The sequence below is a fragment of the Microcoleus sp. FACHB-1515 genome, from assembly GCF_014696105.1.
Lineage (GTDB): Bacteria > Cyanobacteriota > Cyanobacteriia > Elainellales > Elainellaceae > JAAUTJ01.
Map to the genome: position 1 here is coordinate 25,792 of NZ_JACJPO010000020.1, position 20,980 is coordinate 46,771.

Here is a 20,980-nt window from a genome sequence, read left to right on the forward strand (position 1 = left end):
CGGTTTCTCACCAAGCTCTCACCTGATACACTGTCAGGCAAAACTTGAACGGAATTTATGGGAAAGCGATCGATTCGATTTGACGACGACGTAGAAGAAGCGCTGCAAAAAGCAACTGAAGCGACCGGAATGACTTTCACTCAACTGGTGAATGAAGGAATGCGAGCTTACCTTTTGAACGATGAGGACAAGCTATCTTTGTACAACCTCAATCGTAGGCTTCAAGCAGTCGAAGAACGACTAGGTATGGCGGCTGAGTAGCTGCTGTAAATCCGTAAGTAGGTCAATGAGTCTTTTCACATTTTCTTCGGCGGCTTCCGGTTGATCCGCCTCAACCTTGATGATGCGATCGATCGTAATGTTCAAATCGATTATGGCGACTACATTGTTGGATGTGGACATAACCTAAATTTGCTCTTTTGGGTTCTCACATCTTACCGATCTACTCCAGACTTGTCAAAGCCTTTTCCAACCGCTTAGGCTGGCATCGCGGCAGGCGTCCAGCAAATTGTGAAGCTGACGAACCGTTGCGATCGGGTTCCGTCCCAGCAAAGGAGCTGCGATCGCCGCCTCATAGGGATTTCGCTTCTGTTGACGGACGGTGGCGATCGCCTGTGCATTCGAGAACCCGTGTCGAACGACGAGCCAAGCGGCCAATACCTGTCCTGTCCGCCCAATGCCGCCGCCACAGTGAACAAGGACGCGATTGCCTGCTCGATCGGCCTCGATCAGAAACGGCAGAATTGTTTCAGTCAATTGATTGCTGTTGGCAATGCGAAAATCCTCGATCGAACTCCAGCAGACGCGATCGAAGGTTTGCTCGTAAGCCGTTCGTAAATCCAGTTCGTAGCGGGCGATCGATCGAGCTTCGAGCAAACAACAAACGCGGCGAATCTGCTGCGCCTGCATGAAGGAGAGCCACGCTTGCAGTTCGCTGGCTTTGTATCCGGGTCGAGCCGCGCCAAAGACAGATGCACTCAAGACAGTGGAATCGATCGGGCTGGCAGCGGCAAAGCGATACATTGCTTGGAGGCCGCCTTTAGGCAACGACAGAAGTTTGTGGACGAGCAAAAATCATCCGTCCCGCCGAAGTTTGCAGCGCTCCGGTTACAACAACCGCCAACTCATCGCCAATATATTCGCCGCCTTCTTCCACCACAACCATCGTGCCGTCATTCAGGTAGCCAACGCCCTGAGCGGGTTCTTTGCCCTGTTTGAGAATTTTGAGGGCAAGGCTGTCTCCGGGCAAATAGGTCGGACGAATGGCCTGCGCGAGATCGTTAATGTTGAGGACGGCGACTTTTTGCAGACTGGCGACTTTGTTGAGGTTGTAGTCATTCGTCAGCAATGTGCCGTTGATGTCTTGTCCCAGTCGGACGAGTTTGGCGTCAACGGTTGCCACGTCTTCGTAATCGGCAGGGTGGATGACGATGCGATCGGGAAACGCTTCTTGAACGCGATTGAGCACGTCCAGACCGCGCCGTCCGCGCACTCGCTTCTGGTCGTTGGAAGCATCAGCAACCTGCTGAAGCTCTTGCAAGACAAACTGCGGCACGAGAATTTGACCTTCCAAAAATCCGGTTGCTAGCAGATCTTCAATTCGCCCGTCAATGATGCAGCTTGTGTCCAAAATTTTGGTGCTGGATGGCTTTAGTGTTCCTTCCGCCAACAGCATTGATTCTACGCTGTTGGGATTAATCAGCCGCAGCAGCGATCGCCCATGTGTATCAGCAAGGCTGACGCCAGAAAACGCAAAGATAATGCTGCCCACAACGGCAACCAGCGGCTTGATGAACGCAACTTCGCTGGGAATTGGCAGCAGAAACAGCGGAGCCAGCATCAAATTGGCGACCAGCAGTCCGATGACCAGCCCGATCGATCGACTCAGCAGCACATCAACAGGCATTTCGCTGACCTGCCGCTGCAACCGCCGATAGGTGGTTTGAGCCGTCAGACCGATTGCGAAGCCGATCAGCGCACCAAATGCAGCGACGACGGTGCTGAGAGCTTCCAAGTTGCTGACCTGTGACAGCGCTTGACTCGGCAGCAGGTCTACGCCATAAAAGCCGATCCCCGCTCCCGCTATGATGAAAGAAAGAATGATAATTGCGTCGAGCATAATTTTCGACTCGGATATGGATGGATGGCTAGAATTCAGCTAGCTGCCGGAAGTCGATCGAGAGGCGATGTGCAAAGGCAGCCGTCCGAACCGCGCTGGCCTCATTATATCCTTCGCGATCGATTGATTTGAGCGCGATCGCGGATTTGCAGAAGCTGAAAACCATGCAAATGACGGTATTTTCCGAACCAGATCTTGACAAATTCTTATTTGTACCCTTTTCAATTTCTTAAGTAATGGCCTGGCCGACCGCTTCCGCTGCATTTTGTTCCACCACCCCAGCCAATTTGCCGATCGCTGCCTACATCCACATTCCATTCTGTCGGCGACGCTGCTTTTACTGCGATTTTCCTGTTTCGATTTTGGGCGATCGATCGCGGGGCGACCAGTCCGGCACGATGCGTGCATATGTCGAAGCGCTCTGTACGGAAATTGCGGCAACGCCGCGATCGAATCAACCGCTGCAAACCGTCTTTTTCGGGGGTGGCACACCCTCACTGCTGTCAGTCAGCCAGCTTGAGCAAATTTTGACGGCACTCGATCGGCAGTTTTCAATCGCACCCGATGCCGAAATTTCCCTAGAGATCGATCCGGACACGTTCGATCGCGCTCAGCTCCAAGGCTATAGGTCAGCAGGCGTGAACCGTGTCAGCCTGGGCGTGCAATCGCTGGATGCTGATTTATTGCGGATCTGCGGTCGAACTCACACACCAGATGATGTGTATCAAGCCGTCGAAATAATTCGCACTGTGGAAGTGCCATCGTTCAGCCTCGACTTAATTTCTGGACTGCCCAAACAGTCGATCGACCAGTGGAAAACTTCTTTAACGGGTGTAATTGCGATCGATCCGCCGCATCTGTCGGTCTACGATCTTGTCCTCGAACCTGTTACGGCTTTTGGTCGGCAATATCGTCCTGGTGAATCTCCACTGCCCGACGATGAAACAACGGCACAGATGTATCGACTGGCTCAGCAAATGCTCACGGATGCAGGCTATGAGCACTATGAAATTTCAAACTATGCGAAATCGGGATACCAGTGTCGCCATAATCGCGTTTATTGGGAAAATCGATCGTATTACGGCTTCGGGATGGGCGCAGCTAGCTATGTGAATGGGCAGCGGTTTACTCGTCCACGCAAACGCAATGAATATTTTGAGTGGGTAAAAGATTACGTGGCGAATGGAGGCGCGATCGATTGCCCGCCAACCCCTGCTGAAGAACAGCTTCTGGATACATTGATGCTGGGTTTTCGCTTAGCAGAAGGATTGAATCTAGAGCGGTTGGGCGATCGAATCGATCAATCAACGCTCACTCAAATTCTTAAAATTTTGCAGCCCTATGAACAGCAAGGCTGGTTGATTCGTGATGAGAATTGTTTACGGCTTAGCGATCCCGAAGGCTTTTTGTTCTCTAATGTTGTGCTGACGGCTCTATTTGAAAAACTGTCTTGAAATGAGTTTGTACGATTCAATTGTTTACGATCGCACTTTGCCGATTCAAAGCTATTGGGAAACGACAATTCCACCACTTCGATTTGAATCGCTGACGCGAAATCAAAGCTGTGATGTCGCAATTATTGGGGCAGGTTTCACCGGGCTATCTGCTGCTTTGCATCTGGCGCGATCGGGTGTGGAAGTGGCCGTTTTAGAAGCAGGTGTTCCGGGTTGGGGCGCGTCTGGTCGCAATGGCGGATTTTGCTGCATTGGCGCGACCAAACTATCAAATGAAACTTTAGTTCGTCGCTTTGGATTGCCACAAACGCAGCGATTTTTTCAAGAACAGCAGCAGGCGATCGAACTGGTTAGACGCCTTGCGGCTGAAGAACAAATGGAAATCGACATTCAGGGCGATGGCTGCATTCAGGTGGCGCATCATCCTTCTCGCTGGCAAGCGCTCGAAAATGAAGCGGAATTTTTGAGTGCGATTCCCGGCTACAAATGCGCCCTTTGGCCTGCTGTGGAACTGCGCGATCGAGGCATCTCACACAGCGCCTACGGTGCACTACATGTTAGCGTCGGCTTTGGCCTCAACCCCGCCAAATACGGTCGCGCTTTGGCTCTGGCGGCGATGCGGCAGGGTGCGAAGCTGTATGCTCATAGTCCCGTACAAACCTGGGAAAAAGTTGGGGATCAGCATGTGCTGCACAGTCCGAGCAGTACAGTGAAAGCCCGATCGATTGTGGTTGCCACGAATGGCTATACCGAAGATTCACTGCATCCAAATTTGCGCGATCGGCTTCTGCCCGTCCTGTCTAGCATCATCACGACGCGCCCGCTGACCGAGGCGGAACTGGCCGCACAAGGCTGGCATTGTGAAACGCCTGTTTGGGATACGCGCAATCTGCTCTTTTACTATCGACTGCTGAACGATCGACGGTTTTTGTTAGGGGCGCGGGGCGGCACAACGGGAAGTTTGGCGGAGCGCGATCGCCGTCTGCGCCAAATGCGCGATCGATTCGCTCAAATTTTCCCAGGCTGGAAAGACATTGAAATCACGCATTCTTGGAGCGGACTGGCGGCACTTTCAGCGAACTTGACGCCGCATATCAATCAGTTTCCAGATGATTCCAGCGTGTTTTATGGATTGGCATATCACGGCAATGGAGTGGCGATGGGGACTTGGACAGGGCGGACGATCGCTCACCTGATCACGGGCAAGACGACGATCGATCGGCTTTGTCCGATTGTGACGCAGCCGCTAAAACAATTTCCGCTAGCGAATTTGCGACTGTGGTATTTGCGATCGAGCTATTTGGCGTATCAGGTTCAAGATGCGCTGCCTTGGTGATGGGATCGATCGGAGTGATGGATTGATCGAGATTTTGCTTTCTCTTGCTTTTTCGATCCGCCGAGCCAGTGGAGGCTAGGGCCACCCCTCCTCCACACCTCCAACCCCGACCAAAGGGTTCCACCCTCTGGACTCCCAAAGGTCATATCTGTGGGTGTCAATGTGCGCCACATCGGTGTGCCGTCCGCGTCCCTCGTCTCCGAACCGCTGCCTTCTGCTCGTTTGCCTTTTGCCGACAGCCACTACTCCAACAACATTCCTATCATCCGATCGCTCTGCGCTTCATAGCTGCCGCCGAACTGATTGTAGTGATTGAGAATGTGATAGAGGTTGTAGAGGATTTTGCGGCGATCGTAGCCCGGATCGAGCGGCCATGCTTGTTCGTAGGCGCGATAGAAGTTGGGTGGAAAGCTGCCAAATAATTCGCTCATCGCGAGATCGACTTCGCGATCGCCGTAGTAAGTGGCGGGATCGAAAATCACGGGTTCTTCGGTTTGCGTAGCGGCGGCGTTGCCTGTCCAGAGATCGCCATGTACGAGGGACGGTTGCGGCTGGTGGTTGGCGAGGATGGCAGGGATTGCGGCGAGGAGGCGATCGCCTTTGGGAAAGCGTCCGCCCCGCTTGCGGGCCAGTTCAAGCTGATAGCCAATGCGCTGTGTAGTGAAAAATTCTGTCCAGTCCGCTGTCCATTCGTTGCGCTGTGGAATGAAGCCGATCGTGTTGTTTTGATGCCAGCCGAAGCCGTTTTCGCTGGTGACACGATGCATTGCCGCCAGATTGCGCCCCATTGCTTCCCAAGCGGAATGTGTGCCATAGGCAAAATCAAGCCATTCGAGAACGATGTAGGCTGAGTTGTCGGTGAATCCCCAGCAGATCGCTTGAGGGACGCGAATCGTTTGCGTGGCGGCAATTTCGCGCAGTCCGATCGCTTCGGCTTCAAACATGGCAAGGCGGCTGGCCTGATTGAGCTTGACAAAATAGGCTTGAGCGCCATCAACGATCGCATAGGCTTGATTGACGCTGCCTCCCCCGATCGATCGCTGATGCTGAACCCGAAAGGCTCGTCCGGTCGCCGCTTGAATTCGGTTGGCAATCTCGTTCCACATGACTCACTCACCCGATCGCGCCACTGTAAGCTATCGGACAGTATCCTATCGGACAAGTTGACTGGCGATTGTAACAATTTGGTGCTGCGGAGAACACCGTTGCTGTTTATGAAGGCGAAGGTCTTGGCGGGGGCGGTGGAGCCGGAAGCGCTGTCGGAGACGCAGCGGGCGTAGGTGAAGCGGTTGGCGCAGCGGCAGGCGATCGAGTCGGAGCAACAGCGGGAGCCGTCTGCACAGGATTGGCGGTCGGGCTGACGGCTGGACTCGTGGCAGGCGTGGGAGAAGCGGGAGCCGTTGCGGGCGGCGTTGCGGCGGGTGTGCCGAGGATGCTGGCGTTTCCCGTATCGAACACTCCGGCGATGCAGGCGATCATGTAGGTCGCCAATGTGCCAACGAACAGCGCTTTCCAGCCGAGATCTGAAATTTCGCGGCGGCGGGAGGGAATGAGAGCAGAGGTTCCACCGACGAAGATGCCAACTGAAGCGAGGTGCGCGAAGCCGGAAAGGGCATAGCTGATGATCAAGACGGCACGATCGCTCATCACCCGTTCACCAACTGGCAACGCTGCTGCCGCACCCAGCGTTTGATAGGGCGGGATCGCCGTTTCAAACAAGCGACGCCCGATGATGACGGAAGACTGCCAAAGCTCTTGCCAGTCAAGCGAAACGCCCGTTAAAGCTGTCAAGGGCAGAAATAGCGCACCGAGAATGTTTTGCAGCGTAACAACACTGAAGACCGCTCCGATGCCGTTGAGCAGCGGTAGTAGCGGCACGACTATCAATCGCACCCACCCAGGAAATTGTTCAGGTCTTAAGTTTTGCAAACTCGCGAGGCCAGCAAAAAGCTGGTTGATCAGGTAGACCAAACCGAGAATCAAGATGAGAACGGCAGCGATCGCCACCGCCATTTTCACGCCGTCCAGCGCACCGACGATCGCTGCATCCAAGGGACTCATGCGCTGCATCACTTCGCCGCCAACGGTTTCGCCTGCTGCATCCTGATCAGCGTCGTCAACGGCACGATCAACGCGATTGCCTTGCGCTCCCGGAACGGTATCGTCTTCGCGCAAATTGCGATCGCTGGGAATGCCGCCTGCCGTCAGCGGAACTTCCGTTTCGGGAATCAAGATTTTGGACAGGACGAAGCAGGCAGGAATCGCCAGAATCGAAGCGGAAACAAGGTGTCCCAAAATGTTTGGAAAAACCGGACGCAAAAAGTTGACGTAGATCGCCAGCGTGGACGATGCCGCTGTTCCAAAACAGCAAGCCAAAATCGCGCAAAGTTCGCTGCGGGTCATTTTGGCGAGGTAGGGTTTGACGACGATCGCCGCCTCAATTCCCACAAAAATATTCGCCGCGCCGCTGAGTGCTTCTGCGCCGCTCAGCCGCATCACGCTGTAGAAAATTTTGGCAAAAATATTGGTGATGAACTGAATGATCCCCAGCGCGTACAGCAGTCCGATGAAGCCGGAAAAGAAAATCACCGCAGGCAAAGCGCGAAATGCAAAAATATAGCCTAGCTGAATGCCGCAAAATCCGGGAACCAGTTCGCCTACAGTGTTTGGGGCGCAGGTTCCTCCAGGGGCAACGGGCGACAAGATCAGCGGCTCTTGACCGGGAACGGGAACAATATTGCGACCAAAGACAAATCTTGCTCCAGCATCAGCGGCGTCAAATACAACATTCAATAAGTTGCTAAAAACCTGAAGCGCGTCGCGAGTCGGCGGCAGCAAAAAGACGAGTGCGCCTAACGCCAATTGCAGCAAAATTCCCATGATTACGACGCGCCAAGGGAAATATTTAAAGCTGCGATTTTCCGAAAACAACCAAGCGATCGCGCACAGTCCAAAAATTCCAAGAAACGAAATCGCGTTTAAGGGAATGTCAAGGTTCATTGCGCCTTCCTAAGATAAGACGTGAAGGGTGAAATGAGCAGTTGGTGTCTCGGTCTATCAAGTTGCCTGCTTCGACAATCGTTTCAATCAACAATGAACACTGGCATCTGATGAAGCGACCAAGTATTCAAAACGACAGGCCGATTTTAGCCTAATGCACGCGGGAACTTGCGTCTAGTGATGATTTGTTAAGCAGGGTCGATCGCCACCCTTCAAACCGCCATTGATAATAAAAGAAAGCGCTACGAGGATTTCGCATGGATGCCTTTGCTCCGATTCCGCCCAACTGGACACAAGCGGCAGTTCATGCCCACAATTTCTGCTGTCCTTCCTGCCGCGCCACCGCGACCGAAGCTCAGCAAGTTTGGATCAATCGGCGATCGCCTGTCTTCACCGAAGACCACCGCCGCAAATGGCAAGAGTTCTATCAGTGTCAGTGTGGCAATGTCTGGTGGGCATGGAGTACTGATCGCCCACCCAATGATTTCACCAAGATCGATCCGCCGCCGCTGCCTTGGGGCGATCGTGATTTTGATTTCTGAAATTTTGATGAGAAACTGAAACAAAACTTAAAAGAGTCGTCTCTCGATCGAGGGATTTGTGAGCAATTCACAAGTGCATCGATCGAGAGAGGAAATAAAACTGTGTCGCTTTTAATCTTGCTAACTATGCAGTTTGTATTTTTTGCAACACAGGACTCATAAAAATGGTTAAGAGCGGCGACAACCAATCGACTCAAGAAAATCAACAGCAAACGCCAGATATTTCAGAACTGATTGAGGTGCTGCACGGCGATGTCACCTCGATCGATCCCGAAGGCGCAAGCGCGTCGATCGACGAGTGGATTGCAGCGATCAAAAGCTCCGGTGCTGAAGGCTACGAAGAAATTTCCACGCACCTGAAAGAACTCAAGAAATTGCTGGGTCGCAAGAAGGCGAAAGCCTCGGAAATTGGCGCAGTGATGATTCAGCTTGGCGAAGAAACCAACAAGGCAGGCGACGAAGCCGAACGCGGCCACAAAGGTCATCTGCACAACTTGGGCAAAGCGCTCAGCAAAATTGGCAAGTCCCTAGAGTCGATGGAAGAAGGCGAGCAAGAATCCAAGGCGAGCAGCAAGCACGCGGATTCCGAAACGGATGAAGTCGAAGGCGGTCCCGACATCGCGGGTCTGATTGAAATTTTGCACGGTGACGTGACTTCGATCGAACCCGAAGCTGCGATCGAATCGATCGACGCATGGCAAGGAATCCTCAAAGGCTCCAAAGATGAAGGCTCGAAAGCAATCTCGGCCAGCCTCAAAGACCTCAAGCATCAGCTTGGCCTCAAGCGCGGCAACCCCGAAAAGATTGCCGAGATCCTAACGCAACTGGGCGACCAAACCGACGAAGCGGCTAACGAGGCTGAACGCGGCACAAAAGGCCAACTGCGCGATTTGGGTAAAGCGCTGCACAAGGTGGCGAAGTCGATCGAAAAATCCAGCGAAGGCTAAATTAAAGCTGTAGCAAAATGCGATCGCCCGTAACTTTAGGTTGTTCGTAACCTTGGTTGCGGGCGATTTGTCATTTGGTAGAGGTTGATTCACAGTCAAGATCGCTACACTCGAAAATGAAGAAATGTGAAGGAAGCGACCCGTGCAAACCACCACTCAAAGCATCACCTTAGGCAACACCAACGTCAGCACCGCACCCTTGGGAATCGGCACTTGGGCATGGGGCGACAAGCTATTTTGGAACTACGGCAAAGACTATGACGAAAATCAGCTTCGCGATGCGTTCAACACTGCGATCGAGGCTGGCATTACGCTGTTTGATACGGCAGAAATCTACGGCACAGGCGATTCTGAAAAGCTGATTGGTCGCTTTATGAAAGAGCGCAATCAGCCTGTACAAATTGCCACCAAATATTTTCCGTTTCCCTGGCGATTCAATGGCGATGCGGTTGCGGATGCTTTGAGCGGCAGCTTAAAGCGCTTGCAGCTTCCTAGCGTCGCGCTGTACCAAGTTCACATGCCGTTTGATTTTTTCATGGGCAAAAAAACGCTGATGAATGCTTTGGCGGATGAAGTGCAGCAAGGCCGCATCCAGGCGATCGGTGTCAGCAACTACACAGCCGAACAGATGCGCTATGCTCACTCGGTTTTGAGCGATCGCGGCGTTCCCTTGGCCGTCAACCAGATGCCCTACTCGCTCTTGGGTCGCCAAATCGAAACCAATGGCGTGATTGAAACTGCACGAGATCTGAACATTACAATCCTGGCGTACAGTCCGCTCGCCCAAGGTCTGCTGACCGGAAAGTACGCGCCCGAAAACGAAGTGCGCCCGTCTGGAGCAAGACGCTTGAATCCGCAGTTTAGCCGCGAGGGGCTAGAGAAAATTCAGCCGATCGTTGCCCTCCTGCGCGAAATCGGTCAGAAATACGATCGCACTCCCGCCCAAGTTGCGCTCAACTGGCTGATTGCTCAGGGCAACGTTATCCCGATTCCCGGTGCAAAAAATGCCGACCAGTCGCGCCAAAATGCCGGAGCGCTCGGCTGGCTGCTGACAGCAGATGAAGTGGACGCGATCGATCGCCTGACGCGAAAACCATAACTTCTAGAATCAGTGATCCCGCCACCAAACGATCGTATCAGGTCGCGGGATCATTGATTCCAGTAGTACGCGATGTTGGGCTGGCCGTTGATTGGATTGACCCCTGTTTCTCCTGAAACAAAACCGTGCTTTTCATAAAATCGACGCGCCTGCTGATTTTGTTGCAGCGTGGTTAGTCGTAAACCGTCTGGATTCATTTGCTTCGCTTGACTGAGTAGCGCGGCTCCGATTCCGTTTCGTTGAGCATCACCTGCTACAAAAAGCTGCTCGATCGCGCCTGCACCCACCACGATAAACCCCAGGATTCGATCGCCATCCGCCGCAACCCAAATCGCCGCTTGTCCAACATATTCTTGCTCAAAGCGCAGTTTCCACTGCTCGATCGACTGCGGATGATGCAGGTTTGGAAAGGTCTGTGTCCAACTGCGAAACCATAGAGTGACCACTTGATCAAGGTCTCGATCGAGAAAACGCCGAATGACTACCACGACTGAGCCAATTTATTTTTCAAGCTCCATCTGACTGTAAAGCTGAAGCGCAGTTCGCCAAACGATGTAGCCTTCAGCGCTCAGGTGCAGCCCGTCGGTGCTGAGGGCAGGTCGCAGGTTGCCTTCAGCATCGGCAAACAGCGGATTGAGGTCGAGAAAATAAACGTTTTCTTCGCGGGCGATCGCCTCCAGTTCCCGGTTCACCTGACGGATGCGATCGTTCGTCACGGCCAAAAGGCGATCGCGCCCTTCCCACGTCACCTGATCAACGCCGTGCGGCAAAATCGACTGAAGCACAATTTGCGCTCCGGGATGCTGACGGCGCAGATCTTTGAGGATCTGTCGCTGGTTTGCCACGATCGTTTCTGGGTTGATTTGGCGGATCAGATCGTTGATGCCGATTAGCACAAGAATTGTTTGCGGCTGCGTGTCTTTGAACAGATCAAGACGGCGCAAAAGTCCTGCTGAAGTTTCGCCCGATATGCCTTGATTGAGCCAGGCGCGATCGGATGGCAGCAAATCGGGCGGAAACCACAAGCTGAGCGAATCACCTGCCAAAACCGTCAATCGCTGAGGAGGATTGGCCGCCACAGCGCGAGCTTCTTGCTGCAATAAATCCAGCCATTGCTGATAGTTAAGCTGCTGTCGCTCTCCAAAGCTGGCCGATTGAGCGGTGTTCGTAACAGGCATGGCGGCGATTGCAGACGGTGGCGGAACAGCAGGCGGTGCAGTCGTAGACAGGCTGTGATCGCGCAGGGCGATCAGCATCAAAATGGCGAGCAAAAAGCCATTGACCAGCAGCGAAACCAGCACCCATAGCGGTTGAGACTGCCAGCGCGACGGCTTGGCCGATCGCAACCTGGGTTTGAGCGGACGTAGCGGGCGATCACGCATCGATTTCATAGCGGGTATCGTCGCCAAAACAGACACCAGCCCGAATTGCTTCAGACTGGTGTATTACAGTGTAGGCGCAAGTTGCACAAGATGCGATCGAGTTTATCGTAGTTCTGCGGAAGGTCCGCTTAAGCCCAGATCACCTTCCAACCGTGAACCCAAGCCGATTTCTTCGCCATAGCCTTCTTCGCCATGTTCGTTGATGTCGAGTCCTTGGAACTCACATTCCTCCTGAACGCGCAGGCCAACGGTAGCATCGAGAATTTTGAGGATGACGAACGTGCCAACCGCTGCCAGGATGTAGGCAATCAAGACCCCAGCGATTTGCAGGAAAAGCTGGCGGAAATTGCCAAACAGCAAGCCTTCGTGTCCTTCGATCGCTGCATTCACCGTTTTCGTTGCAAAAATGCCAGTCAGCAGTGCGCCGACCGTGCCGCCAACGCCGTGAACCGGAAACACATCGAGTGAATCATCAAACTGAAGCTTGGCCTTGAGGCTGACGGCATAAAAGCAGCAAACCGCGCCAATGCTGCCGATCAAAATTGCACCGATCGGATCGACAAAACCCGCAGCAGGCGTGATCGCCACCAGACCCACAACAGCGGCAGTCGCAGCTCCCACTGCGGTCGCCTTGCCACGCAAAACCGTCTCCAGAATCAGCCAGGTGAGCGTAGCCGCACCTGCGGCAGTGTTGGTGGAGACAAAAGCCGCCGTTGCCAACGAGCCAGCGGCCAACGCGCTTCCGGCATTAAAGCCAAACCAGCCAAACCAGAGCAGACCTGCACCCAGCAAAATGTAGGTGACGTTATGCGGCGGCGCGGGCTGATTGGGATAGGTTTTGCGAGGACCAATCACGAACGCGGCCACGAGCGCAGAAACGGCAGAAAGGATGTGAACGACCGTGCCGCCTGCAAAGTCCAGCGAGCCGATGCCGCCATACAGTCCCAGCAGGCCACCATTTCCCCAAACCATATGCGCCATTGGGGAGTAGATGAAGGTAGACCACAGCAGCACAAACAAAGCGTAAGCCCGAAAGTTAATCCGCTCGACGATCGCCCCCGAAATTAAAGCCGGGGTGATGATCGCAAACATGGCCTGATAGATCATGAATGTCTGATGCGGAATCGTTGGGGCATAGCTTGCCACCGTTCCGGCTCCCGCAGTCTGCATGTAGTCGGTGGTTTCATAGCCGACGTTGTGCAGAAACAGCCATTCTAAGCCGCCAATCAGCGGGTTTCCCGGTGCAAAGGCGAGGCTGTAGCCCCACAGCACCCAGGTCACGCTGACAATGCCCATGAGCAAAAAGCTCATCATCATGGTGTTGAGAACGTTGCGCGATCGCACAAAGCCGCCATAAAAGAATGCCAAACCCGGAGTCATCAGCAGCACCATTGCCGCACAGGTCAGCATATATCCTGTATCAGCGGATACCTGAGCATTGGCGGCTGCCGCTGCGACTGATTCAAGCGTCGGTGCATCTTGAGCGAAAGCGCTGTTCATGATGAACAAGCTCAAGCCGCACGCGATCGCACCAGCAAATAAGAATTTTTTCAGCAAGTTCAGTTACCCCTTGACGCCGAAAGTTGCTTCAACTTTGCATTGCATCAATTTCGATCGGGGTAAAACTGTATGGGCGATAACAAATTATTTTCTTTCAAGGAACCGTAATAAAGCTTTTATATCTCTATTGGCATAGGTAAATCTGCGTAGAGTTTAATGAAGTTTGCTCTATATTTCTTGATGGTTAAAGGCAAACAGCAGCCCCCGTTTGGAAGCTGCTGTTGAGTTCTCAGAGTCGATCGACTATGGATTGCTATCCACAATGCGAGCGCTAGAAGACGGGTAAGACATGCCTGATGCCATGCCCGTTGCGTCTTTGGTGAAGCCTGCGTAAGCTTCCATGCCGTGTTCGCCGATGTCGAGGCCGATCATTTCCTCTTCTTCGGTGACGCGGATGCCCATGATCGCCTTGAGCGCATACCAGAAGATCGTCGAGAGCAACACAGTCATGCCGCCCACAGCCAAGCTGCCTGCAAACTGGTGCCACAGTTGAGCAATGCCGCCGCCATAAAGCAATCCAGCATTTGGACCTGCGGAGTAAAGTGCGCCTTCTGCGTCACTGGGACCGAGGGCAAACAAGCCAACTGCCAGCGTTCCCCAGAAACCATTGACCAAGTGAACTGAGATCGCGCCGACCGGATCGTCGATCTTGAGGCGATCGAAAAATCCAACTGCGAACACCACAAGAATTCCAGCAATGATGCCGATCACTGCTGCACCAAAGCCATCCACAAAAGCACAGCCTGCCGTAACGCCTACCAAGCCAGCCAGAACGCCGTTGATGATCATCGACAGATCCGGCTTGCCCAACAGCAGCCAAGCGGTAATCGTGGCTGCAAGACCGCCGAATGCGCCTGCGGTGTTGGTGGTGAGGGCGATGTGGGCGATGTAGCTGCCGTCGCCAACAGCCATCGTCGAACCGGGGTTAAAGCCAAACCAGCCCAGCCACAGAATCAGAGCGCCCAAGGTGGCAATGCTCATGTTGTGAGCGGGAAGCGCGTTGGCTGTGCCGTCTGAGTTGTACTTGCCGATGCGGGGGCCAAGAATGGCCGCGCCCATCAGTGCTGCCCAGCCGCCGACTGCGTGAACAACCGTCGATCCGGCAAAATCCCAAAAACCAGCGCCAGCCAGCCAACCGCCGCCCCAAATCCAGTGTCCGGTGATTGGGTAGGCAATTCCGACGAGCAGCAAGCTGAAGATCAAAAAGTCCACAAACTTGATGCGTTCAGCAACCGCACCCGACACGATCGTCGCTGCGGTTCCGGCAAACACAAGCTGGAAGAAGAACTTCGCCGCTAGGGGAACGCCAGTCCAGCTTAGCGAGCTGAAAATGCCCTGGTAGGCGTCGCCCGTTGCGGGGCTGTTGTCTGCGCCTGCGAGGAACATGCCGCCCAAGCCGCCGATGAAGCCATTGCCTGTGCTGAACATGAGGCTAAAGCCGATCGCCCAAAATGCGATCGTCGAAAGCGCAAACACGATTAGGTTTTTCGCCAGCACGTTGACCGCATTTTTCTGGCGGCACATGCCCGTTTCCAACATGCAGAAGCCCGCGTTCATGAAGAACACCAGCATTCCTGCAACCATCACCCACATCGTATCCAGGCCGACTTTGAGTTCTGCCAAGCTCTCTTCCGTTGTCGGGGCGGCATCTTGGGCAGAAGCCGAGAAGCAGGCCACCAAAACGATTAGAACGGCGAGCGGAATGCAAGCTTGCCAAGTGGGGGTGAGTCGAGCGATCGCATTCACGTCGCCCAGCTTGCGGACAGTGGCGATCGACGGCACAACCGCCCGCAAATCGAGAGGCCGCTTACCTCTCCTTCGATACAAAAACCTAGACATAGCAATGGGTTCCTTGAGGAAAAAGCATCAAAGCAAGCCGCTTAACCGACGACAGCTAGCAGCACAACGGTAGAGCAACCTGCAAGAAAAGGCTTGAAGGCTCAGATGCCAGAAATTCAGCTAGCCAGCGATCGATTAACGTCGCGAAAAGCAAGAATTTAGACAGCGTTGATCTTAGATGGAATGCTTAAGATTTCATCAATTCTTATTAAGCTCATTCTGTAATCTCTTATACATTTCACCTAAATCAGTGAAAGGGATATATTAAAGATTCTAATAATTCCTGTAGAAACTATTGATTTTTTTGACTTGACAAATAACAGTTTGTGGATTGTTCTTCAATAAACCGTTTCATCTTCCTGCCGCCAAGCCGGATCAACAATGCAAATAAACACCAGCGGCTCGTTTTCAGTATTCGTAATCCGCTGTTTCGCGTGGGGCGGAATGTAAATTGCGTCTCCAGGTTCCACGATTTGGCGATCGCTATCAATCTCCATCTCGCCCCGTCCGCTCAAAATGTAGTAGACCTCACTGGTTGTGAGCGAATGCAAAATTGAAGTTTGCCCAGCCGCAACGATCGCATGAGCCAAACTGTAGCGCAGGTCGATCGGCTGCTTGTCGGGATGCAGCAATTCGCGCAATTGCGTTCCATCTCCCGCCACAAATTCCGGGCAATCATTCAGCTTTTTAATCAGCATTCGTTTATTGAATTGATTGAAGTTAGAACGGCTCGTAGTCGCGACAGCCGATCGCCGATTCTGACAAGGCAATATCCGGACGAACTGCACATTTCAAGTGATAATCCCCTGTAAAAAACTGACAGTTTGCACAGGGAATCTGGTGCATTCGTCGCGTGTTTTTAACACCATCTCGACAGGCAGACCAGACACTCCAAACCGACATGCCAACTAGTCCCCAAGCGAATAAAAAACACAGTGGCACAATAATCGGCTGAAGCAGGTTTACAAGCCACAGCGCTAGACTAATCACGAACTCAAACAAAATCATTACGGCATGAGAATCAAATTAAGTTTATTCTCGCGAATCGAATCGCGATCGCACCTCAACCGATCGATAGGTTGTCATCCTACTATCAGGTGAATCGATTGACAGAATTTCACCTGAAATCATTCGTCCAAAAGAGAACAAAAACTTTACAAATTGCTGCAAAATTCAATACAGCGATTGCCCCGCTTCAAACTACCACTTCAAACAGGATACCAATGCCGCTTCATCAAAACTCTGGCCGCTGGCGTTTGGGCTTAGCGCTCGCGCTAGTGACTGTTTCATTTTGGGGTGTTTTGCCGATCGCCCTCACGATTGCTTTACAGGCGATCGATCCCTACACCGTCACTTGGTTTCGCTTTCTGGTTTCGTTTCTGTTGCTGTTTGGATTTTTGGGACTGCGCGGCCAGTTGCCAAGCTGGAAAATTCTCAAAGCTGCACGCCTAGAACTGCTGGCGATCGCCACTGTTTTCCTAGCAGCAAACTACCTGCTATTTGTGCTGGGTTTAATTAACACTTCGCCTGCAAATTCACAGGTGATTATTCAGCTTTCGCCTGTCTTCTTGGCAATGGGCGGACTGGTGATTTTCAAGGAGCGCTATACGCGATCGCAATGGCTTGGACTCAGTTTGCTGATTGCTGGAATGAGCTTATTTTTCAACGATCAGCTTCGCGAACTAGCCGTTGCTTCGCCCAACTATTTGCTAGGCAGCGGAATTCTAGTTTTAGCCGCAGCAACTTGGGCGATCTATGCGCTGGCGCAAAAACAGCTTTTGCAACAGCTACCTTCTGCCACCATTATGTTAGTAATTTACGGTGGAAGTGCGCTGATATTTACGCCATTAAGCTCGCCAGAACAGCTACTAGATTTAACGCCGTTTCAGTGGGGAATGTTGATGTTTGCTGCTTTGAATACCCTGCTGGCTTACGGCGCGTTTGCCGAAGCGCTCAATCATTGGGAAGCGTCTCGCGTCAGTGCCGTGATATCGCTAACGCCGATCGTGACGCTGGGCGCAGTTGCGATCGCGGCCAAGCTGCTGCCCAATTCGATCGCTGCCGAGCAAATTACCCGATTGGGATTTGCAGGCGCAGTTTTGGTGGTGGCGGGGTCGTTCACGATCGCACTGGGACAGCGACAGTCCGCGCCGAAAGTTGTTGAGCGGAGTGTCAATCGATCGCTGCGCTAAAATAGCAAAGTGCCATACTCCAATCGGAAAACTGGAGTTAAGGCACTTGCTCGCTTCTTTTTGTGGGATGATATCTCGGTAAGCTTCAGCATTTTTTGCTTTTTGAGATTGTACTAGAGGTTACAGGAAGTCAGAACATGGCACTTCGACTAGGCGATACAGTTCCCAATTTCACGCAAGATTCTTCCGAAGGCACGATCGACTTTTACGATTGGGCAGGCGATAGCTGGGTAGTGCTGTTTTCGCACCCCGCCGACTATACGCCCGTTTGCACGACTGAGCTTGGCATGGTGGCTAAGATCAAGCCCGAATTTGACAAGCGCAATGCCAAAGTGATTGCGCTAAGCGTGGATACCGCCGAATCGCACAAAGGCTGGATTGGCGACATCAACGAAACGCAAAGCACCACGCTCAACTATCCGATCTTGGCCGACCCCGATCGCAAAGTGTCGGATCTCTACGACATGATTCACCCGAACGCCAACAATACGCTGACGGTGCGATCGGTGTTCATCATCGACCCGCAAAAGAAACTGCGCCTCACCTTCACCTATCCGGCCAGTACAGGACGCAATTTTGACGAAATTCTGCGCGTCCTCGATTCGCTTCAGCTTACCGATGGCTACAGCGTGGCAACTCCGGCCAACTGGGAAGATGGCGGCGACTGCGTCGTTGTGCCGTCGATTCCGACCGACCAAGCTCGCGAGAAATTCCCCAAAGGCGTCACGGAAATTAAGCCCTATCTGCGGATGACGCCGCAGCCGAACAAGTAATTTGTGCTGACTTGATTGGCTAAGCCCAGTGAGCGATCGCTGGGCTTTTTTGCATGAATTGTCCTTGCCTTCTTCTAACTTCCAATCCCTGCTTCTGCCAAGGTTTGTTCAGTGCGGCGGGGAATGCTGTAGGTGAGGAAGTCGTGCGCCATGATCGTGTTGGGAAAGATCGATCGCGCTTCGGTCAGCAGATCTTCAAGCTGGATAGCATTGCCGGGAGCATAGCGCGGACTGAAGTGGGTCATGATCAATTGCTTCACCTGAGCGAGGAGGGCGACTTGGGCGGCCATTGTGGAGGTGGAGTGTAAGCGCTGGTAGGCGAGTTCAGCGTCTTGGTGGGCGAAGGTCGCTTCGTGGACGAGAACATCGGCATCCTGGGAGAGCGGGATGGCGTTTTCGGTGAAGATGGTGTCGGTGCAGTAAACGAATTTGCGTCCGATTTCGGTTTGGCCGCAGAGGGTGGAGCCGTCGATCGATCGACCGTCCGGTAAAGTGACAGTTTCGCCGCGCTTCAGTTTGCCGTAGAGGGGGCCAGAAGGAATGCCAAGTTCGATCGCTTTTTCGACGTTGAAGCGTCCAGGTTTGTCTTTTTCGGTGACGCGATAGCCAAAAGCGGGGACGCGATGTTCCAGGGCGGCACAGCTTACGGTGAATTCGTCATCTTCAAACACGATGCCGGGCTGAACGGTGTGCACCTTGACAGGGTAGCCAAAGTGAGTTTGGGAAAATTTTCCGGCTGCCCGCAAGTAGTCTTCAAGGCGGGGCGGACCGTAGATGTCGATGCGGCTGGGATTTCCGGCGAGTCCGCAGCTTGCCAGCAGTCCCATCAGGCCGTAGATATGGTCTCCGTGCATGTGGGTGATGAAGATGCGGGTGATTTGACTGATGCGAACGTCGCTGCGTAGAATTTGGTGCTGTGTGCCTTCGCCGCAGTCAAACAGCCACACCTCCGATCGCTGCGGCAGCCTCAGCGCCAAGCTGGAGACATTGCGCGATCGCGTCGGCACGCCAGAACTGGTTCCCAAAAACGTAATTTGCACGGTTGACGCTGATTAAATCACCTTTTTCCATAGTAGTTCGTGGCAATTGCAGCGCAAACATCGCGGAAACATCCAAGCGATCGCCTCAGTCTCGGCATTCGGTGATTCACAATTGCCAAACTTTCAATGCAAAATTCGCCGCAAGTTCACAGAACTTGCAGTAGATTGATTAAGATTGCAACGAAATTGTGAACTTGACACCTGGCGATCGACAGACAATCGCTGCACAACCACAGCTTCTTTAGGAGGAGTGAAGATTCATGACGGCTGCACAAACCGCTATCCCCTCGTCCCGCTGGCTGCAAACCGTTTTGCGTTTGGGCAAACAATCTTGGTGGCTGACGCTGCTGCTCTGGCTGGTTTCCCTCACACCTGCCAAAGCCGCAGAGCTAGAGTTGCGCGTGGCGATCGAGCAGGATGCCAGTTCGGTTGTGGTCGGCAGTTCCACGCCTGCCGTTGTCAAAGATGCCCAAGGTCAAGTGCTGGCAAGATTGGGAGCCAGTCAAGCCGTCGAAGCGCGATCGGACGGCAATGGCGCAATCTTGATCGACAACGGCCAGCAAAGCTATCGCACTGGGCAGCTTTGGGTTGAGCCGAGCGGTGAAAGCGGATTGGTTTCGATCGGAACTCAGGTCAGCAACAGCAAATGGTATCGCGGACGCACCCTCGTGGTTCCCACCGCTGACGGCTTGACAGCAGTAAACTACGTTGATCTTGAAGAATATCTTTACAGCGTTGTTGGCGGCGAAATGCCCACCAACTGGAGCCTAGAAGCGCTCAAAGCCCAAGCCGTTGCCGCCCGCTCCTACGCGCTCTATCAGCGACAAAGCGGCGCAAACAGCGTTTTTGATATGGGCGACACGACCCGCTGGCAGTTTTATCAAGGCGTGGAAGAAGAAGCACCCAGCACGATCGCCGCCGTCAATGCCACAGCCGGACAAGTCCTCACCTACCAAGGACAAATCATCAACGCCGTCTTCCACTCGTCTTCGGGCGGCCACACGGAAAACTCAGAAGATGTCTGGGTGCAAGCTCTTCCTTACCTCAGAGCCGTTGAAGACTACGACACCGACGCTCCCGTTTTTCAATGGCAAGAAACCTTTAGCGCCGACCAAATGAGCGCTCGCATTACCGGAATCGGCACGGTTTTGGAGTTTCGACCTGTGCAAATGATTGGCGATCGCCGCGTCCGCCGCATGCTGGTTGTCGGCAGTGCCGGAACTCGCGAAATGACGGGCGACCAAATCCGCCAAGCCCTCAACCTCCGCAGCACCTATTTCCGCATCGCCCCCAACCTGGGATCGATCGCCAGCACTGAATCCGTCCCCTCCACTCCCGTTGGCTTTCAAGTCGTTGGACGCGGTTTCGGACACGGCCTCGGCATGAGCCAGTATGGAGCCTATGCCCTCGCCCGCCAAGGCAACAACTATCAGCAGATTCTCGCTCACTACTACCAGCGCACTCAGCTTTCTCGAATCCAAGTGCGTTGAGGAGTATCGAGGCGTCGGTAGAAAAGCGTTCGGGGGTTAGGGTCTAGGGTGTGTTTTCAAACCTCTTGGTGGTTAGATTTCTCGACTGAGATCCCCCTAAATCCCTCTTGATAAGAGGGACTTTGAGGATGACTCCCTCCTTTGGAAGGAGGATTGGGGAGGATCATGCGGTTTGAAAACACGACCTAGGGATTTAGGAAGCCAAGC

The 20,980-nt window shown here is 53.3% G+C and carries 22 protein-coding genes; 9 read left to right on the forward strand and 13 right to left on the reverse strand.

All coding sequences use genetic code 11. The features are described from left to right. The first annotated feature begins 57 nt into the window (after positions 1-57). Positions 58-261: a hypothetical protein gene (locus tag H6F67_RS05720; RefSeq protein WP_190764237.1), complete on the forward strand. Its 204-nt coding sequence runs from the start codon at positions 58-60 to the stop codon at positions 259-261. On the opposite strand, the gene H6F67_RS05725 is transcribed toward H6F67_RS05720, so the two are convergent. From H6F67_RS05725 to H6F67_RS05740, 4 genes are read right to left on the reverse strand one after another with little or no spacing between them, the layout of a single operon-like run. Beyond that, on the reverse strand, positions 241-402 hold the full coding sequence (locus H6F67_RS05725) for a hypothetical protein (RefSeq protein WP_190764239.1): 162 nt from the start codon (positions 400-402) through the stop codon (positions 241-243). The two genes, H6F67_RS05720 and H6F67_RS05725, sit on opposite strands and share 21 nt — an antisense overlap. A gap of 54 nt (positions 403-456) precedes the next feature. Beyond that, the gene (locus H6F67_RS05730) at positions 457-1,023 is read right to left on the reverse strand and encodes a dual specificity protein phosphatase family protein (RefSeq protein WP_190764247.1); all 567 of its coding nucleotides are present in this window, start codon (positions 1,021-1,023) and stop codon (positions 457-459) included. Positions 1,024-1,039: 16 nt separating this feature from the next. Further along, entirely contained in the window at positions 1,040-2,119 is a 1,080-nt protein-coding gene (locus H6F67_RS05735; RefSeq protein ID WP_190764249.1) for a PIN/TRAM domain-containing protein, read from the reverse strand. A gap of 28 nt (positions 2,120-2,147) precedes the next feature. Then, positions 2,148-2,321 carry a hypothetical protein gene (locus H6F67_RS05740; protein ID WP_190764251.1) on the reverse strand — a complete coding sequence of 58 codons (174 nt, stop codon included), beginning with the start codon at positions 2,319-2,321 and terminating at the stop codon, positions 2,148-2,150. 34 nt (positions 2,322-2,355) lie between these two features. On the opposite strand from H6F67_RS05740, the gene hemW reads away from it, so the two are divergent. Continuing rightward, a complete protein-coding gene (gene hemW / locus H6F67_RS05745; protein ID WP_190764253.1) occupies positions 2,356-3,573 on the forward strand; it encodes a radical SAM family heme chaperone HemW in 1,218 nt (405 codons plus the stop codon). A gap of 7 nt (positions 3,574-3,580) precedes the next feature. Next, positions 3,581-4,909, forward strand: a complete 1,329-nt coding sequence (locus H6F67_RS05750) for an FAD-binding oxidoreductase (RefSeq protein WP_206753889.1) — start codon at positions 3,581-3,583, stop codon at positions 4,907-4,909. 242 nt (positions 4,910-5,151) lie between these two features. Here H6F67_RS05750 and H6F67_RS05755 read toward each other — a convergent pair whose 3' ends face one another. After that, entirely contained in the window at positions 5,152-6,015 is an 864-nt protein-coding gene (locus H6F67_RS05755) for a fructosamine kinase family protein (protein WP_190764257.1), read from the reverse strand. A 106-nt stretch (positions 6,016-6,121) separates the two neighbouring features. After that, on the reverse strand, positions 6,122-7,909 hold the full coding sequence (locus H6F67_RS05760; protein ID WP_190764259.1) for a NupC/NupG family nucleoside CNT transporter: 1,788 nt from the start codon (positions 7,907-7,909) through the stop codon (positions 6,122-6,124). Between the two features lie 257 nt (positions 7,910-8,166). Here H6F67_RS05760 and H6F67_RS05765 point away from each other — a divergent pair, with 257 nt between their 5' ends. The 3 genes from H6F67_RS05765 (at position 8,167) to H6F67_RS05775 (ending at position 10,497) form a co-directional block, all read left to right on the forward strand. After that, complete coding sequence (locus tag H6F67_RS05765) at positions 8,167-8,451, forward strand: hypothetical protein (protein WP_190764261.1); 285 nt, start codon at positions 8,167-8,169, stop codon at positions 8,449-8,451. A 164-nt stretch (positions 8,452-8,615) separates the two neighbouring features. Then, positions 8,616-9,398, forward strand: coding sequence for a hypothetical protein (locus H6F67_RS05770; protein WP_190764263.1), 783 nt, complete (start codon positions 8,616-8,618; stop codon positions 9,396-9,398). Between the two features lie 142 nt (positions 9,399-9,540). Next, on the forward strand, positions 9,541-10,497 hold the full coding sequence (locus tag H6F67_RS05775) for an aldo/keto reductase (RefSeq protein ID WP_190764265.1): 957 nt from the start codon (positions 9,541-9,543) through the stop codon (positions 10,495-10,497). Positions 10,498-10,547: 50 nt separating this feature from the next. Here H6F67_RS05775 and H6F67_RS05780 read toward each other — a convergent pair whose 3' ends face one another. From H6F67_RS05780 to H6F67_RS05805, 6 genes are all read right to left on the reverse strand, one after another. Continuing rightward, positions 10,548-10,943 (reverse strand): GNAT family N-acetyltransferase, encoded by a 396-nt coding sequence (locus H6F67_RS05780; protein ID WP_190764267.1) that lies wholly within the window; start codon positions 10,941-10,943, stop codon positions 10,548-10,550. Between the two features lie 54 nt (positions 10,944-10,997). After that, a complete protein-coding gene (locus tag H6F67_RS05785) occupies positions 10,998-11,888 on the reverse strand; it encodes an SGNH/GDSL hydrolase family protein (protein WP_242020521.1) in 891 nt (296 codons plus the stop codon). 93 nt (positions 11,889-11,981) lie between these two features. Next, on the reverse strand, positions 11,982-13,379 hold the full coding sequence (locus H6F67_RS05790) for an ammonium transporter (RefSeq protein WP_190764269.1): 1,398 nt from the start codon (positions 13,377-13,379) through the stop codon (positions 11,982-11,984). A gap of 303 nt (positions 13,380-13,682) precedes the next feature. Then, entirely contained in the window at positions 13,683-15,278 is a 1,596-nt protein-coding gene (locus tag H6F67_RS05795; protein ID WP_190764271.1) for an ammonium transporter, read from the reverse strand. A gap of 338 nt (positions 15,279-15,616) precedes the next feature. Next, positions 15,617-15,976: a cupin domain-containing protein gene (locus H6F67_RS05800; protein ID WP_190764273.1), complete on the reverse strand. Its 360-nt coding sequence runs from the start codon at positions 15,974-15,976 to the stop codon at positions 15,617-15,619. Positions 15,977-15,998: 22 nt separating this feature from the next. Next, on the reverse strand, positions 15,999-16,286 hold the full coding sequence (locus H6F67_RS05805) for a hypothetical protein (RefSeq protein WP_190764275.1): 288 nt from the start codon (positions 16,284-16,286) through the stop codon (positions 15,999-16,001). 215 nt (positions 16,287-16,501) lie between these two features. On the opposite strand from H6F67_RS05805, the gene H6F67_RS05810 reads away from it, so the two are divergent. Further along, the gene (locus H6F67_RS05810; protein ID WP_190764277.1) at positions 16,502-17,470 is read left to right on the forward strand and encodes a DMT family transporter; all 969 of its coding nucleotides are present in this window, start codon (positions 16,502-16,504) and stop codon (positions 17,468-17,470) included. Positions 17,471-17,607: 137 nt separating this feature from the next. Further along, positions 17,608-18,243: a peroxiredoxin gene (locus tag H6F67_RS05815; protein WP_190764279.1), complete on the forward strand. Its 636-nt coding sequence runs from the start codon at positions 17,608-17,610 to the stop codon at positions 18,241-18,243. Between the two features lie 74 nt (positions 18,244-18,317). Here H6F67_RS05815 and H6F67_RS05820 read toward each other — a convergent pair whose 3' ends face one another. After that, positions 18,318-19,283: a ribonuclease Z gene (locus H6F67_RS05820; RefSeq protein ID WP_190764281.1), complete on the reverse strand. Its 966-nt coding sequence runs from the start codon at positions 19,281-19,283 to the stop codon at positions 18,318-18,320. A gap of 260 nt (positions 19,284-19,543) precedes the next feature. On the opposite strand from H6F67_RS05820, the gene H6F67_RS05825 reads away from it, so the two are divergent. Continuing rightward, positions 19,544-20,773: a SpoIID/LytB domain-containing protein gene (locus H6F67_RS05825; protein WP_190764284.1), complete on the forward strand. Its 1,230-nt coding sequence runs from the start codon at positions 19,544-19,546 to the stop codon at positions 20,771-20,773. The last annotated feature ends 207 nt before the right edge of the window (positions 20,774-20,980 follow it).